The 14,188-nt window shown below is 51.4% G+C and carries 13 protein-coding genes; 2 read left to right on the top strand and 11 right to left on the bottom strand.

Going from position 1 to position 14,188, the window contains the following annotated elements; genetic code table 11:
• Window positions 1-161: 161 nt before the first annotated feature.
• The 7 genes from ACLIN2_RS20170 to ACLIN2_RS20200 form a co-directional block, all read right to left on the bottom strand.
• Window positions 162-1,379, bottom strand: coding sequence for an MFS transporter (locus ACLIN2_RS20170; protein ID WP_411501943.1), 1,218 nt, complete (start codon window positions 1,377-1,379; stop codon window positions 162-164).
• Between the two features lie 225 nt (window positions 1,380-1,604).
• Window positions 1,605-2,363 (bottom strand): SDR family NAD(P)-dependent oxidoreductase, encoded by a 759-nt coding sequence (locus ACLIN2_RS20175; RefSeq protein ID WP_411501944.1) that lies wholly within the window; start codon window positions 2,361-2,363, stop codon window positions 1,605-1,607.
• Between the two features lie 20 nt (window positions 2,364-2,383).
• On the bottom strand, window positions 2,384-3,733 hold the full coding sequence (locus ACLIN2_RS20180; protein WP_411501945.1) for an APC family permease: 1,350 nt from the start codon (window positions 3,731-3,733) through the stop codon (window positions 2,384-2,386).
• Between the two features lie 192 nt (window positions 3,734-3,925).
• On the bottom strand, window positions 3,926-4,663 hold the full coding sequence (locus tag ACLIN2_RS20185) for a LytR/AlgR family response regulator transcription factor (RefSeq protein WP_411501946.1): 738 nt from the start codon (window positions 4,661-4,663) through the stop codon (window positions 3,926-3,928).
• Between the two features lie 38 nt (window positions 4,664-4,701).
• Window positions 4,702-6,048, bottom strand: coding sequence for a sensor histidine kinase (locus ACLIN2_RS20190; protein ID WP_411501947.1), 1,347 nt, complete (start codon window positions 6,046-6,048; stop codon window positions 4,702-4,704).
• A 206-nt stretch (window positions 6,049-6,254) separates the two neighbouring features.
• On the bottom strand, window positions 6,255-7,835 hold the full coding sequence (locus tag ACLIN2_RS20195; RefSeq protein WP_411501948.1) for a hydantoinase/oxoprolinase N-terminal domain-containing protein: 1,581 nt from the start codon (window positions 7,833-7,835) through the stop codon (window positions 6,255-6,257).
• Window positions 7,832-8,191, bottom strand: a complete 360-nt coding sequence (locus ACLIN2_RS20200) for a DUF917 family protein (protein ID WP_411504568.1) — start codon at window positions 8,189-8,191, stop codon at window positions 7,832-7,834. The genes ACLIN2_RS20195 and ACLIN2_RS20200 overlap by 4 nt, the downstream gene beginning before the upstream one ends.
• Before the next feature lie 26 nt (window positions 8,192-8,217).
• Here ACLIN2_RS20200 and ACLIN2_RS20205 point away from each other — a divergent pair, with 26 nt between their 5' ends.
• Window positions 8,218-8,784: a PucR family transcriptional regulator gene (locus tag ACLIN2_RS20205; RefSeq protein WP_411501949.1), complete on the top strand. Its 567-nt coding sequence runs from the start codon at window positions 8,218-8,220 to the stop codon at window positions 8,782-8,784.
• Window positions 8,785-8,887: 103 nt separating this feature from the next.
• A complete protein-coding gene (locus ACLIN2_RS20210) occupies window positions 8,888-9,556 on the top strand; it encodes a tetratricopeptide repeat protein (RefSeq protein WP_092267633.1) in 669 nt (222 codons plus the stop codon).
• Between the two features lie 83 nt (window positions 9,557-9,639).
• Here the strand turns inward: ACLIN2_RS20210 and ACLIN2_RS20215 are convergent, their stop codons facing one another.
• Genes ACLIN2_RS20215 through ACLIN2_RS20230 form a run of 4 tightly spaced genes read right to left on the bottom strand, consistent with a single transcriptional unit; the run spans window position 9,640 to window position 14,174 of the window.
• Window positions 9,640-10,476: a M55 family metallopeptidase gene (locus ACLIN2_RS20215; RefSeq protein WP_411501950.1), complete on the bottom strand. Its 837-nt coding sequence runs from the start codon at window positions 10,474-10,476 to the stop codon at window positions 9,640-9,642.
• Window positions 10,477-10,500: 24 nt separating this feature from the next.
• Window positions 10,501-11,934 carry a serine hydrolase domain-containing protein gene (locus tag ACLIN2_RS20220; RefSeq protein ID WP_411501951.1) on the bottom strand — a complete coding sequence of 478 codons (1,434 nt, stop codon included), beginning with the start codon at window positions 11,932-11,934 and terminating at the stop codon, window positions 10,501-10,503.
• A gap of 1 nt (window position 11,935) precedes the next feature.
• A complete protein-coding gene (locus ACLIN2_RS20225) occupies window positions 11,936-13,345 on the bottom strand; it encodes a serine hydrolase domain-containing protein (protein ID WP_411501952.1) in 1,410 nt (469 codons plus the stop codon).
• 4 nt (window positions 13,346-13,349) lie between these two features.
• Window positions 13,350-14,174, bottom strand: coding sequence for a GNAT family N-acetyltransferase (locus ACLIN2_RS20230; protein ID WP_411501953.1), 825 nt, complete (start codon window positions 14,172-14,174; stop codon window positions 13,350-13,352).
• Window positions 14,175-14,188 lie beyond the last annotated feature (14 nt).

Consider the following 14,188-nt stretch of genomic DNA (forward strand, 5'->3'; position numbering starts at 1 on the left):
ATACTCTCTGCCTGCCAGTGACAGCCGTGCGTACCCTCTAAACGCGTAGAGAAAACAGCTCGTCGGAAGCTGATAGGACTGCCACTTTTCCGTTTCGTGCAGGACATATCGGCGCACATCAAAACGCGTTATATCGGATCGGAGCCGTCCTGACAAACCTTCTACTTTTCTTGTGCGTGGCCAATCTTTTCCTGCTGTCTACGCGGAAGGATGATTGGCAAAAGCAACAGCGCACCGATGAGAAACAGGAACCCACTGAACGTATACACGGCTCCGAGGGTAAGCAGGTCCTTCACTACCCCTGCGGCAGACATACCGACGACCATCATCCCCATGAAAATCGGAGTCATGGCTCCCCCTACCCGCCCGATGAACTCGACCTGCGTATTTTGCATGATCATCGTATTGATCCCCACTTGAATACACGGATAGATCAAGCCGCTCACAGCTTGCAAGAGCAGCGTAATCCACACGCTATGAGACAAGCCTACCCAGATAGTCGTCACGGTGCTCACTGCCAAACCGAGTGCGAGCAAGCTCTGCGGCTTCACTTTCTTCGCCACTCCCATAATGAGAGCGCCGCCAACCAACATCGCAGCTCCATTGATCATGAGGGGCCAGCGTATAAATTCTTTATCCATCCCCAGATTCTCAATCGCTACGAAGATCATGAGCGGCTGAATAATACCGACAGCCAGCCCCGCTGCCGCAAAGGTGCCTCCCAGCGTCCTCAACGTCCGATTGTTCCATACGTATTGCAAGCCTTCCAACAGCTCTTGCTTGAAATTTGCCCGTTTCCCCGCTGCTTCCTGGACTGCAGCGTCCCTCGGAAGAGAAATGAGGGTAATTCCTGATGCGAAGAAAAGAAGCCCTGTCAAAATGAGCGAGACATGTATTCCGTATTTTTGGTACAGGTACGTGCCTACAACCGGCCCAATCACCATGAAAATCGCCATCAAGGACTGAAACATAGCCATCACGCTTTGCAGCTGCGCATGCGGGACATGCTGCTTAAATATTTTCATCGCAGACGGCTGGGAAAATTGCGACATGATCGATGAAAACAAAGTAGCGAGCAGCAAAGCGTGCCAAGAACCATAAACGAGGGCAACCAGCACTGCAAACAAGGAAAGACTCGACAATAGATCACAGAGAACCATGGTGCGCTTCGGCCTCCATCGATCAGCAAATGTTCCTCCGATAATGGCGAACAGAAAGATCGGTGCATACTCAACTACGGAAATCAGCGATACATACAGCGGGTCATTGTGTGTCAAATCGCTTACGTACAAAAGGATAGCGAAATTGCGAATCCAGACGCCAAGCTGCAAAAACGTGCGGGAAAAAATAATGGTGCGGACGTAACGATTGTGTAACAAAAGAACAAGCTCCTCTCCATAAAGTAAACAACCAAACAAATCATCTGATTATTTATAGACAATTTAATTCATTGTCTATTATTTTGTCAACGTATTTTAATTTCGCCTACGTCCTTCTGACACTCCCGGAATGCAAAAAGCAAAAAAAGCCTCGCCGTTTTACCGGCAGGCTTTACTCACGAGGACGCGTCCCCACACGCAAGATTCGATTCCTTCTAGAGACCACTATTTGGACGTCAAACCGCCATCCACAAGCACAGCACTTCCCGTCATCGCCGAGGATTCATCAGATGCTAAAAATACGGCCACATTGGCGATTTCAACCGGTTGGATGGTTCGACCGATGGGCTGGAACTCACTAATGCTTTTCAGTACGTTTTCACGGCCGCCAAACAAGTCGGCATGTGCATCGTTGAAAGTCGTGTCTACCCATCCTGGGCAAATGCAGTTCACACGTACTTTTTCTGCCGCAAAATCCAGCGCCATCTGTTTCGTCAGCATATGGATGGCTCCTTTGGAGGTGACGTACGCAGACAAGCGCGGTTCTGCTGCGAAACTATTCGCGGAGGCCATGTTCACTACAGAGCCGCCACCTGCCTCGATCATTTCAGGCACAATGTATTTGCCAGTCAAAAACATCGATTTAACATTGACCTCCATCGTACGGTCCCATACCTCTTCTTCAAGCTCGATCACAGATCCCGGCACGTTAATTGCAGCGTTGTTGCACAGGACAGTAGGAACACCATACGTTTCCTTGGCAAATGCGAGGAGTGCTTGCACGTCTGCTGATTTGGACACATCCCCCTGGAAAAAGACAGCCTTTTGGCCTTTCGCGGAAATTTCTTCTACGACCTCTTCTCCTGCTGCTGCAATATCCGTCGCCACGACCCAGGCTCCCTCTTCGGCAAAACGCTGGGCAATAGCAGCACCAATTCCTCTGGCTGCTCCTGTTACGATGGCGACTTTGTTCTGTAAGCGCATATTTGTATCCTCCTTTGAATTTACATATCTTTGAGTACTGGGGCTACTTTTCGATAGCCATTGGACTTCACATAGCCGACTACGACTCCGATCAATACCCATCCAAAACCAACGGAAAAGGTCGTCCAGTCAAACCCAGACCAGACATAGCCTGTGATCAGAAGTCCAATGAACGGAGTGAGCGCGTAGGTAAGGAAACCTTTGACTCCTCGCCTGCGTTTTTTTCCGTAAAAATAGACGATGATGGTAGCATTCAACATCATGAAAGCCGTGATGGCACCGAACGTGACGAACTTGTAAAGCGTCTCGATTGACAGAGACAAAGTGACGACGACAGATAGCAGCGCGCAAAAGATCGTCGCGTTGACCGGCGTTTGAAATTTCGGATGGATCTTGGATAAGGCCTGTGCAAAAGGCAGCAGGTTTTCCCGGCTCATCGAGTACAGCACGCGGGCAGTTGCCGACTGCACATTCAGCGTAACCGCTATCCCTACTGCGACGACGTTGATCAGTATCAAGATCGTATAAAACACTGGTCCACCCGCTTCTCGCGCAATTTCAAAAAAGCCCATGTCCGGGTTGAGCGTCTCAAACTGCGGATGAATCAATGCCGCCATGTACACTTGAATGATAAACAGCAATCCACTGAACAGGATGGACAGGACCGTTGCCTTTCCGACTGTTTTCACAGGGTCCTTTGCTTCTTCTGCCAAGGTACTGATGCCATCGAAGCCGAGAAATCCGAGCACGGCGATGGACGTCGCTGTCGCGATAAAACCAAAATCCACATGGTCTGTCTGATACAATGGCGCCAGACTAAAGCCACCCAAGCCGTGTCCGTCGATGAAAACAAACTTGAAAGCGATTCCTAAAAACACGACAAGCGTGATGATCTGCATCCAAAACATGATCAGATTCGCTCGAGCCGTCATCGTGATTCCGCGGACGTTGATCAGTGTGTTGCAAATTACGAAAAAGAGCGTCCACACAAAGGCGGGAACCTCCGGCAGAATCCCTGCCATCCATACCCCTGCAAAGGCATATAGCAAGGCTGGACAAAGAATATAATCCGCCAAGATCAACCAGCCTGCAATGAAGCCCACATGTGGATTTGCTCCCCTGCTCACATACGAGTAGACTGAGCCCGCGAAGGGAAACTCTTTGCTCATGTGGCTGTAGCTAAACGCTGTGAACATCAGAGCAATAACCCCGATACAGTAGACCAGCGGCACCATGCCAAAGCTTTGTTGGGCAACAGCGCCGTAGACTTGCATCGGTGCGAGCGGTGCCATAAAGACCATCCCGTAAATGACCAAATCCCGAAACGTAAGCGTCCTTCGCAGCTCTTGTTTGTATTGCGTACCCTCCATATCGAACTCCCCCTTTACCAATTAGTAAGAATAAGAAAATAGTCCTGCTTTCATCTTAGCTTTTTATCAAAAAATTCCGAAATACATTCCGTCCCAACAAAAGCGCTTTGGTCAGAACCGATTTTTTTTGACAGAAAAAAAGCCATTCCTCATGCAATTGGTTCGCAGGTAAGGAATGACCCCGTTATTTGCTTACATCCATTTTTTCAAATTATTCCAGAAGGAGGCGATCTCCTGTATTTTATCTTCCGCGATCAGCGCCTGCTTGCCTTCCCGTGCCTGATGAAAATAAATCGTACTCCCCTCGATGTGACTGATCTTTTTCATATTTACGAGAAAAGAGCGGTGTGTCAGGTAAAAATAGCTGTCCTGCAAATAGGACTCGTATACCTTGATCGGGATTTTGCTTTCGTAGGCATCGCTGGCGGTATGGACGAGTATTGTTCGGTTGATCGATTCGATGTACAAAATATCATCAGGTGTCTTTTGCAGAATTTCCTCCGCAAAGATCGGGACGTAGAGCCCCCCCGCTTTCACGAATGATTGATAGTCGATATGGCTCTGCAGCTTTTCGATCGCCTGCCGGAGGCGCTTTGCCGTATACGGCTTTTCCACGATGTCGACAATTCCCAGGTCGTACGTAACGCTCGCGTGTGGCGCCATTCCCGTAACGAGAATGGTAGGGAGATGAACCCCTCTCATCTTCAGAATCGAATAGCTTTCCAGCCCACTTCTTCCCTCCCCCAGATGGATATCGAGGATCATCGCCGACAATTCCGTCCGGAGTGTCGCCTGGGCAATCAACTCATCGCCGGTCTGCGCTCTTGCTGCAATTCGTATATGTTCGTGGGTGGCCAGATACCCCTCCAGCACCTCTAGCTGTAGCTCATCATCTTCGGCAATCAATACGTTGATTGGCTCCTTCCCCATGGTTCTCCCGCTCCCTCCTCGCATCGTTTGCGAAATAACTAGCCTGCCACTCTTTTGTCCACTACTAACAAAATTGAGAAGCATGTCCTTCCACGAGCAGAAGTAACAGATAGCTCGCCCTCATATTTTTTCACGATCTCCTGCACGATGCTAAGGCCGTAACCACGCGCCCCACCCGCTTCCGACATTTTGGTCGTGAACCCTTCCTGCGTCACCCTTTTCACGTCTTCTGCCGGTATAGTCGCACCCGTATTTTCGACCGTAAACTGATAGGTGTTGCCCACTTTTTTCAAATGAAGCGAAATGCTTCTCTCCCCGATCGGATCTGCCTCCGCTGCCTCGATAGCGTTATCCAGCAGGTTGGAGAGAATCTTGATTAAATCGGAAGAAAGGACACCCTCGAAGTTTTCCTCGGGAGAAACGTGAAAGTCCATCTCGATTTGAGAAGCACGCGCCTTTTCCACTTTAGAATGAAGCAGCACCAGCAAGGCGGGATTGGCAACTTGCTGCGTAAGGGTCACGACCTGCAGATCAGTTTGCAATCCGCGCAAATACTCCTGTGCCCGCTCTACCTTACGCAACTCCAGCAGACCAAAGATCACCTGGAGATGATTGGCGAAGTCATGCTTGATCGACTGAATCGAGGTAAGGATGGAGCGAAATTCCTTTTGAAAGGTTTGCTCCGAATCCCCTACCACACGCAGCGTCTCTTTTTGATACCACCGACGGATGAGCGTGTAGCTCACCACGATGAGTACGAGGACCACTAAATTTGCGAAAAAGTAGAAAAGACTATTTTTCAGAGCGTTGTTTTCGATCTGTTCCAACACTTCCACGCCGGTATCAATCCCCACAATCCCGACCAGCTTCCCTGATGTGTTGAACAAAGGCGCGCCAGTCGTGATGTAGACTCCGTATTTGGGATCGTGAATGATTCCCGTATGAAACGTGTCACCATGATACGCTGGCTGGACCTCTTCCATCGTCAGCGTGCATAGCTCGCCGATATACGTGTGGGCGGTGTCTCCTGGAGGAAGACCGTTAATCATGACCCGACTGTTTCCTTCCGCATCCATGACGACGATATACACATGCTTTGCCCCGATTTTTAGCCGATAGTCGTTGAGAAAACGGTTGAGCATGATATAGTCCGCACTATCCTCCGTAGGCTTTTGCAGAAATCGCTCGAAGCCCTCGACATCTACCTCGCGGGCAATATCCGCGGCTGTCTTCATGCTTTGCGTCGAAATTGAAATCTCCACCGTTCGAACCGTACTGTCATACGTGAGGAAAATATTCGCAAGCATGAAGCACAAGCTCAGAAAGATTGCGACCATGATGATCATTCCGACCTTTTTGTTGGTTCGCGCAGCGATTATTTTCATCGTTCTCTCCTGACCTTTCCGTCCAGACATGGCGTGTGCAACCGTTTCCCTCATTTTAGCACGAATTTTGTCGGATGGGTTTGGGGAAGCGTTTTGGTTCACCTTTCACTACTATCTCAGAGCACATGTTAAAAAAGGCAAAACCCTGTCGCCGCATTCGGACGAGGGTCTTGCCCAACTCATCATAAGCACAAATTCAAATCTAGTTAACCCCTGATAGCTCGTGCCGCCACAGGAAAAAGCTCCCCAACCGCCTTTGCTCTCATCCGCACGGCGTTCCCGCTCAGATACGCCAGCGGTACTTCTTCGATATCGACGATTTTTACCGTCTCAGGAAGGGCGCCGGCACGCACTGCCTCGGCTGTCGCTAGCTGCTGGCAATCCTCCAGAATCTCTTCGCGCGTTCGCGCTTCATTGGCATAGATCCGATCGATTTGTCCGCTGACCTGTGCGATGGTCACACCGATGGCATTTGCGACCTCATAGTTTTCCGGTCGGATGACCTCGGAGACTCCTTGCAGCTGATCAGGGAGAAGGATGCTTCCTCCACCAACGAGGATGGCAGGAACCGGCTCTGCCGAAGTTTTCATCCGGTCGATTGCTTCTTCTACCATGACCGTCATTTTTTGATAGACACACTGGACATCGTCCGCAGGCAGATGCGCGACTTTTTGTGCATCCCCGATCTGTGCTTGTCCCACTGCAACGGCGACATCTGATGCCGTCAGCACCTCACCGCCAAAAATTAAGCCTTCTTTGGATAGTCGATACCCGACGCTATCCGGGCCGACTTGCGGTTCTGCTCCCAGCCCGCGAATTCGCGTACCGCCGCCCAGTCCAAACGACAAGAGATCCGGCATCCGGAAATTCGTGCGAACACCGCCGATCTGAGCGACGAGGGAGGACTCGCGCGGAAAGCCTTTGGTCAGGACGCCAATATCGGTTGTGGTTCCGCCAACGTCTACGACGAGCGCATCTTCAATCCCGCACAAAAAGGAAGCGCCGCGCACACTGTTTGTCGGGCCTGAAGCGATAGTCAGGACAGGGAACCTGCGTGCGTACTCAGCCGTCATTAACGTCCCATCGTTCTGACTCAGATAAATGTGGGCATTTTCAATTCCATTCGCGCTCAGGGATTGCTGAAAGCCGCTTACCATTTGCTGGGCTGCTTCTGTCAGAGAAGCATTCAATATCGTTGCATTTTCCCGCTCCAAGAGTCCGATATTGCCAATTTCATATGATAAAGAGATCGCCACCTCAGCGCCTAGCTCTTCCTGCAGCAGCTGCTTGGCACGCAGCTCATCCGACGCATCCACTGGCGAGAAAACGGAGGTCACCGCTACGGCTTTCACTTTTCCCCGCCACTGTGCGCCCATGCGGCGAATTTCTTCTTCGTCCAGCCGGGACAAGCGTTGGCCGGTATACTCGTGCCCACCGTGAACAATCGTCGATCCGACAAAGATCGCTTCCAGCAAATCCTGTGGCCAATCCGAGTACGGAGGAATAGCATCTGTAGCCGGCGCACCAATGCGAATCACGCCAATTTTGGACAAGCGCTTCCTCTCCACGATCGCATTGGTGCAGTGTGTCGTTCCCAGCATAGCCGATGCAATCTGCGCGGGCTGGATGCCACTCTCCGCAAGCAAGACACGAATGGCCTCCTGAATCCCACCGCCGACATCCTCTGTCGTCGCCACTTTTGTTTTCGCATGCAGCATGTTTTGCTCATCCAAAATGACAGCATCCGTATGGGTTCCACCTACGTCAATTCCAATGCGGTATGTCATGCCCCAGTCTCTCCCTTCAACGGACGATAATCCAAGTCATAGCCGAAATAACGCGGTCCTACCGTCTCGATTCCTTTTTCGGTTCTCCACTTTTCATTGCAGGAAAGACCGATGACCGCGATCCGGTTCCCATATCGCAAGCCTTCTGTCGTGATCGGGAGACCCGTTTCAAAATCCAGCACGGAAATGAGATCAGGTGTAGTCGCTACCACTTCCTCGCCCACCGTTGCGATCAGGAACTCATTTTTGAAGTCCAGCCTTGCAGTTTGACCGAGGTATTGATCGATGCCGTCCAGCTTCACTTCCCCTTTGGCAAACCCCTCTGTCGTGCGTCTCTCAAACGCATTCGGCGCTATTTGGCACCATCAATCGGGATATCACGATGTCCGCGCTCGAGTACAAAGAAGGCTTCCTGTTTCTGGTTAGCTACAAGGACGGTTCAGCGGGCGCCGAGCAAAAGAAAATCGACTATGTGATCGAGACGATCAATCGCTATATGCAAGACTGTGTGATTGGCGTCAGCAGCAGCAACAGCCTCCTCGACTGCGGCAATGCGATCAGCCAAGCCATCACGGCCGTCAACTCCCATAGCATCAAAAACTCCAGCGTCATATACTACAACAACCTTGGAATCGTCCGCTTGCTGAAGCTGTTCAGCGGGCACAAGGAGCTGGATCTGTTCTACAGCGATATTCTTGGCCCCATCTTGGAGTTTGACCAAAAAACAAACCAATCTAACCTGTTTGAAACGATGGACTGCTTTATTCAAAATGGACGCGATTTCCGTAAAACAGCGAAAGCTCTGTTTCTTCACGAGAATACGATCCGCTATCGGGTAGCCAAAGTACAGGAGCTGGTTGCGCCAAAGTGCTCCAGTGATGATGTTCTGGAGGACCTCTCGATTGCGATCAAGATTTACAAGCTGCGGAAGGCGGAGAAAATGGTGTGATCGATCCATAGCCAACCAGCTATCAACTAACAATATTTGACAGTTGCTAGGCATGGATCTTATAGTTAGGAGGAAAAAACATAGAGGATCGAGGGAAAAGAAGTTGGGGAAATTTTTCTTGTTTTCGATTTTATGGTGGCTTACAGGGAGTCCTTTCGCCGCACTGATCATCATTTTGCTGGTGCTCTACTTTTTGGATCTTCGCTTTGTCCGCCTGCTTCCGGACATCACCAAGCCTTATCGGCGATGGAGACGGCTATCCGCTCTTACGAACCTGCTTCGTCTCAATCCGCATGATACCACCGCTAAACTCGAGGCTGCCCGATTGCTGATGGAAAAAAAGCAGTTCAGTGTAGCTTTGTCCTATTTGGAAGAAGTCGCATCCGTCATGGAGGATTCTCCAGAATATTTGTGCGACAAGGGTACCTGCCTTCTGAAGGTGGGGCGTGTAGAAGAGGGCTTGCGGCTAATCGAGCAGGCATTAAAGGTCAATCCGCGGGTCAAATATGGAGAACCCTATCTTCGCGTAGCCGAAGCGTATGCGAAGCTTGCACAGATGGAAAAAGCGTTAGCGAGTCTGGAAGAATTGGCGAAGATGAACATGTCATCGTGCGAGGTGTACTACAAACAAGGAGAGCTGTACGCCGAGCTAAACCAAAAGGAAAAAGCCAAGCAATCGTACCGGGAAGCCGTTGAGGTTTATCGCGTTTTGCCTCCCTACAAGCGCCGCTTGGAAAGGCGCTGGGCCTTGCTGGCATGGCTGAAAAAGTAAGGCAAAACAAATCAGGCAGCAGCAGTCCAAGACGATCGTACTTGTCTTGATTCTGCTGCTGCCTTTTCTTGATTCTTCGCCTATCAGCCTGTAACCATGCGATTGACTTGCCCTGTAAGCATCAGCATCGCTTGCAGCACAGGCATCATGCTGACCACATCAGCGGATTGATAGCGAACCTTACGCCCTTCCACCAGCTCGACTCCCGGCATCCAGCTAACGGCCGTGGCGAACTGCGATTTGGTGAACTCCACTTCGAGCGTATTTTCCGATTGCTGAGCGAGTGGCTGTACCGCACTTCGGTTGATCAAAGCCTGTTTCGCCTGCTGACGGATCATCTCACGTGCGCGGACAGGGTGAATCGCTTGGGAGGAAAGTCCGGTAATACCCGTTTTCACCGCTACCGTAAAGACCCCTGGTATATCCTGCTCCACTTCCTGTGCAGTTTGGGAGTCTCCAGTCACCAATACGACAGGTACGCCAAAAGCGCCTGCTACCGCAGCGTTTAATCCGGCTTCGCCCACTTCTTTTCCGTTCAGCACGAGGCGGTGGATCGCCACACCGGATAGCGTATGATTGAGCACGGCATCGCCAACGCCAGCTTTTCCGTGATACCCGACAAAAAAGGCGGCATCGTACGTGCTGTCGATTCCTTGCATCATGCACAACGGCTTGAAGAAACCGCGGATGACGTCTGCCTGTGGATGCAAATCCTCGAGAATCAGATTGTTCATCGGTCCATGTGACTCATTTACCACGATCTGTGTCGCTCCTGCTTCCAGAGCGCCCTCGATGGCGGCGTTTACATCTTGGGTCAGCAGTCGTCGCCCTGCCTCATAATGCCGCCGCCCCGGGATCGTATCTTCCCACTCCGTGATCCCAGAAATCCCTTCCATGTCCAAAGAAATAAATACCTTCATCCGTGGATTCCTCCCGCCCTAAAATTACGCGTTTACGACCTCTACTTTTGGCAGCTGTCGCGAAAACAAAGCAAAGCGTTTGACCTCTCCCGCCGTATTGCGCACGAAGTGAACCACCGTATCGATACCGCGGCGCGTAAATACAAACGCATCCTTTTCGATTGGACGAAGAGGCAGTTCCGTTTTATCGAGAATCAGCACGAGCTTCCCTTCGTTTTCATCGAAGCGAACTTTTACTTCATCTCCTTCGCCGGACTTGAAGGTGCCTGTGCACGTCTGCAGTTCGGCGAGGGAAGCTTCATAGTTCGCAAACGTAGCGTACTGCGTATCGATGGGGCGCTCAAACACACTGTTCAGCAGACCCAAAGTCAAATCGGTAATTGGCGCATCATCCATATTTGTCAGCAAAATCCCTGTAATTCCCTCTTCCGGGATAATGAACATCTGCGCAGTAATCCCTTTCAGGCCGCCGGTATGCTGTACAAGGGTACGACCTTCTGAAAATGGCAGGATACCAAGCCCGTATCCATAGCTGCGAAGTGGATCAATTTTGGCATGAGGGGTTACCATCTGTGCCGTGCTTTCCTCCGAGATGATGCGCGTCCCCTTGCCAAGTCCTCCGGTACGGAACAGCTCCGCATATTGCAGCATGTCGCGAGCAGATGCTTTCAGGAAGCCCGCAGCACGCATGGAAGGAGAATCCCACCAGAGCGGTGCCCGCAGCACTTCGCGAACCCCCTCTTGTACTTGCGGAGTGTACAGCATCGCGCAGTTGTCATCGGCACCCAATTCCTCGACATGAAAGACAGAGCGGTCCATTCCCAGGGGCTGCAGGATGTGATCCTTGACATAAGCCTCGTATGATTTTCCTGTAACACGCTCAACGATGGCACCCAGCAAGCCGAACGCGTCGTTGGAATAGCTGAACTGTTCTCCCGGCTTCCCGATCAGTTCAAAGGACAGATCGCCAATGTAGGCCATCAGCTCTTCAAAGGTATCAATCGGCTTTTGGCATTGCGCTTCAAAAGCCTTCAGCAGGTCGGCCGCTGTCGGATCCGCCTCCAGGCTTCGCTGCATAGCGGGAATCAAGGAAGGCAGCGGCGGAAAACCAAGCGTATGCGTCATAAAATGATGGATCGTAATGGCTTTCGTCTGTTCTTCATCCGGCGTGCGGAATTCTGGCAAATAGGACACTACCGGATCATGAACGGAGAGCTTGCCCTGCTCCTGCAGCTGCATGATGGCGACACACGAAAACGACTTGGTAATCGATCCGATTCCAAACACCGTATCGAGATTCACAGGCCATTGCTCTTCCCGATCCCGATACCCGAACGCTTTTTCATAAAAAAGCTCCCCATTCTTGGCTACGGCTACCATCGCTCCTGGAACCTGGAATTCATCGATCAGCTTTTGGGCATACGCTTCAAACGGTTCTGCCCATTCTTGTTTTCCCATGTTACGCCTCCTTGCTCTGCTTGATTAATTGACGGAAGTGAAACGCAACACGACTCACTTGACCGGCCTCGTCACGAACAAAGCGAATCCATTTTTCCAAGCCAGTAGGCATTTGGAAGCTGAAGGCATCCGCACCCACGGAGCGCAGCGGGTAATCTGCTCCTGCAAACGTGACCACGAGCCCAGTCTCTCCGGAAGAAACCTGTACCATTTCCCCTTCGCCAGAGCGATATTCCCCGAGGAAGTCCTGCAGCGTGTCAGCTGCGACAGGGTAGTCCGGGTAAATCGCAATCGGTTCATCCACGGGCAGAGACTGGGCAGTATTGATGGTGGCTCCGAGAAGCTCGGCAGATGGTGCGCCATCCAGATTTGTCAGGACGATGCAGGTGATCTTTTCCTCAGGCAAAATGCACAGCTGTGCCGCAATCCCTTTTAATGCTCCGCCATGCTCGATCAAGGTTCCGCCGCGAAACTGTGGCGTCACCATAAAGCCGAAGCCGTAATGACGAGCTGGCTCCAAGCCGGCGTAGTTGCCAATCATTTGCTGCACGCTCTTCTCCGAAAGAATCCGCGTCTCCCCGACCTTCCCGCCTGTACGGAAGATTTCCGCATACGCGAGCATGTCACGTCCTGTGGACTTTAAAAAACCGGCAGCCCGCATCGCAGGGGCATCCCACCAGAGCGGTGCCGCAAACACGACCTTGCCCTCTTCTGTCTTTTTGCTCGTGTAGAGGGTCGTAATGTTCTCGTAATCCCCCAAATCTTCCGTCAAAAATACCGTGTGCCCCATTCCCGCCGGATCCAGCAGATGCTCCTTGAGATAGCTCTCATACGTTTGGCCGCTGACGCGCTCGATAATAGCACCCAGCAGGGCATAGCCATCGTTGCTGTAGGAAAATTCAGTCCCAGGCTCTCCCAGCTGTTCTACATCCAGATCGGCGATAAAGGCCATCAGCTGTTCGTATGTATCAATCGGTTGGTGAGCAGTAAGATCAAAATTTCTGTCCGATTCCTGCAGAGCGGGATCAATCTCCATGCTGCGTCGCATCGCAAAGTAAAGCGTGGGCATCGAAGGCATTCCGGATGTATGCGACATCAGATGGGCAATCGTGATGCGCTTGCTGCTCTCCGCATCCTTCGTCCGAAACTCCGGTAAATACTGGACCACAGGATCGTCCACAGACAGCTTTCCAGCTTCCTGCAGCTGCATGATGGCTACGCAGGTAAATGATTTCGTGATCGAGCCAATCCCAAAGACCGTATCCAGCGTCACCTCTGCCTGCTCTTCAGCATCGCGGTAACCGAAACCTTTTGCATAGACATGCTCCCCAGCTTTGGCGATCCCGATAAATGCTCCAGGCAGCTTGGCTGTCTCCATCAATTTCCCTACATAGGCTTCCAGTTGTTCCATGTCACTACTCCCCCTTTGGGCTTCGTTTTAGGACATACGCATGCGCAGGCTGATCACTCTTTAACAGACCAACCACTTCATAACCTTCTGAAAAGGCAGTCTGACAAGCTTTTCGCAATGCAAACCGCCACTCTTTTGCAAGCGGTAGGTGTTCTTGCTTCATCGCTTGAATGTTGGCAGGCACACTCAGCAAAATTCCCGCGGTGTCGGTCTGCGCTTGGCGATCTACCGGGCGCGGCTGTTCTTGGAAAAGCTCCCAATCCAGCATTCGTGGATACTCGCTCCACTCGCTGCGTTCATTCGAGATGCCCTGCTCCCGATTTGCCACCCGCTTTGCTTGCAAATCCCATTCCAGCAGGAACCGATCCGTTGGCATCCCTGCGTTGATGCCATCGTTCATTTCGCCGTAATAGGATTCGATATACGTTCTTACGGAACCGCCCAGCTTGTTCAGATTCAAATTCGCATTGCGCGTCTCGAGTGGATCATACGTCCAGGTCATTTTGTCATAACCGTACGCAATCGCCCATTTGCGCTGCTCCCATTTCAGCTTTTCACCAATTCCCCAGTCGCGGTACTCCGGAACAATTCCGAGCATATGCGAGCAGAGATGGGCTTTGCCCTCCTTGAAGCCGGCAAAACCGTAGCAAAAGCCAACGGGCCGATCCTCGTGAAAAGCGGCGATGACGACTCCCCCATTGTGAACAGCCGCGATCAGCTGTGTGACCGGAGAAATATTTTTGTCAGCCCATACGATCCTTTGAAGCTCTTCCACTTCGATCATTTCTGCAACTGTCGTCATGATGCGATAGTTCAATTCTGGCTTCATCTGCCACCCACCCC

The organism is Brevibacillus centrosporus, from assembly GCF_046622605.1.
GTDB lineage: Bacteria > Bacillota > Bacilli > Brevibacillales > Brevibacillaceae > Brevibacillus > Brevibacillus centrosporus.

Excerpts from the sequence above, each read along its gene's own strand:
- ACLIN2_RS20175 (WP_411501944.1), bottom strand. The coding sequence starts at position 2,363 with ATGCGCTTACAGAACAAAGTCGCCATCGTAACAGGAGCAGCCAGAGGA.
- ACLIN2_RS20180 (WP_411501945.1), bottom strand. The coding sequence starts at position 3,733 with ATGGAGGGTACGCAATACAAACAAGAGCTGCGAAGGACGCTTACGTTT.
- ACLIN2_RS20185 (WP_411501946.1), bottom strand. The coding sequence starts at position 4,663 with ATGGGGAAGGAGCCAATCAACGTATTGATTGCCGAAGATGATGAGCTA.
- ACLIN2_RS20190 (WP_411501947.1), bottom strand. The coding sequence starts at position 6,048 with ATGAAAATAATCGCTGCGCGAACCAACAAAAAGGTCGGAATGATCATC.
- ACLIN2_RS20195 (WP_411501948.1), bottom strand. The coding sequence starts at position 7,835 with ATGACATACCGCATTGGAATTGACGTAGGTGGAACCCATACGGATGCT.
- ACLIN2_RS20205 (WP_411501949.1), top strand. The coding sequence starts at position 8,218 with ATGTCCGCGCTCGAGTACAAAGAAGGCTTCCTGTTTCTGGTTAGCTAC.
- ACLIN2_RS20215 (WP_411501950.1), bottom strand. The coding sequence starts at position 10,476 with ATGAAGGTATTTATTTCTTTGGACATGGAAGGGATTTCTGGGATCACG.
- ACLIN2_RS20220 (WP_411501951.1), bottom strand. The coding sequence starts at position 11,934 with ATGGGAAAACAAGAATGGGCAGAACCGTTTGAAGCGTATGCCCAAAAG.
- ACLIN2_RS20225 (WP_411501952.1), bottom strand. The coding sequence starts at position 13,345 with ATGGAACAACTGGAAGCCTATGTAGGGAAATTGATGGAGACAGCCAAG.
- ACLIN2_RS20230 (WP_411501953.1), bottom strand. The coding sequence starts at position 14,174 with ATGAAGCCAGAATTGAACTATCGCATCATGACGACAGTTGCAGAAATG.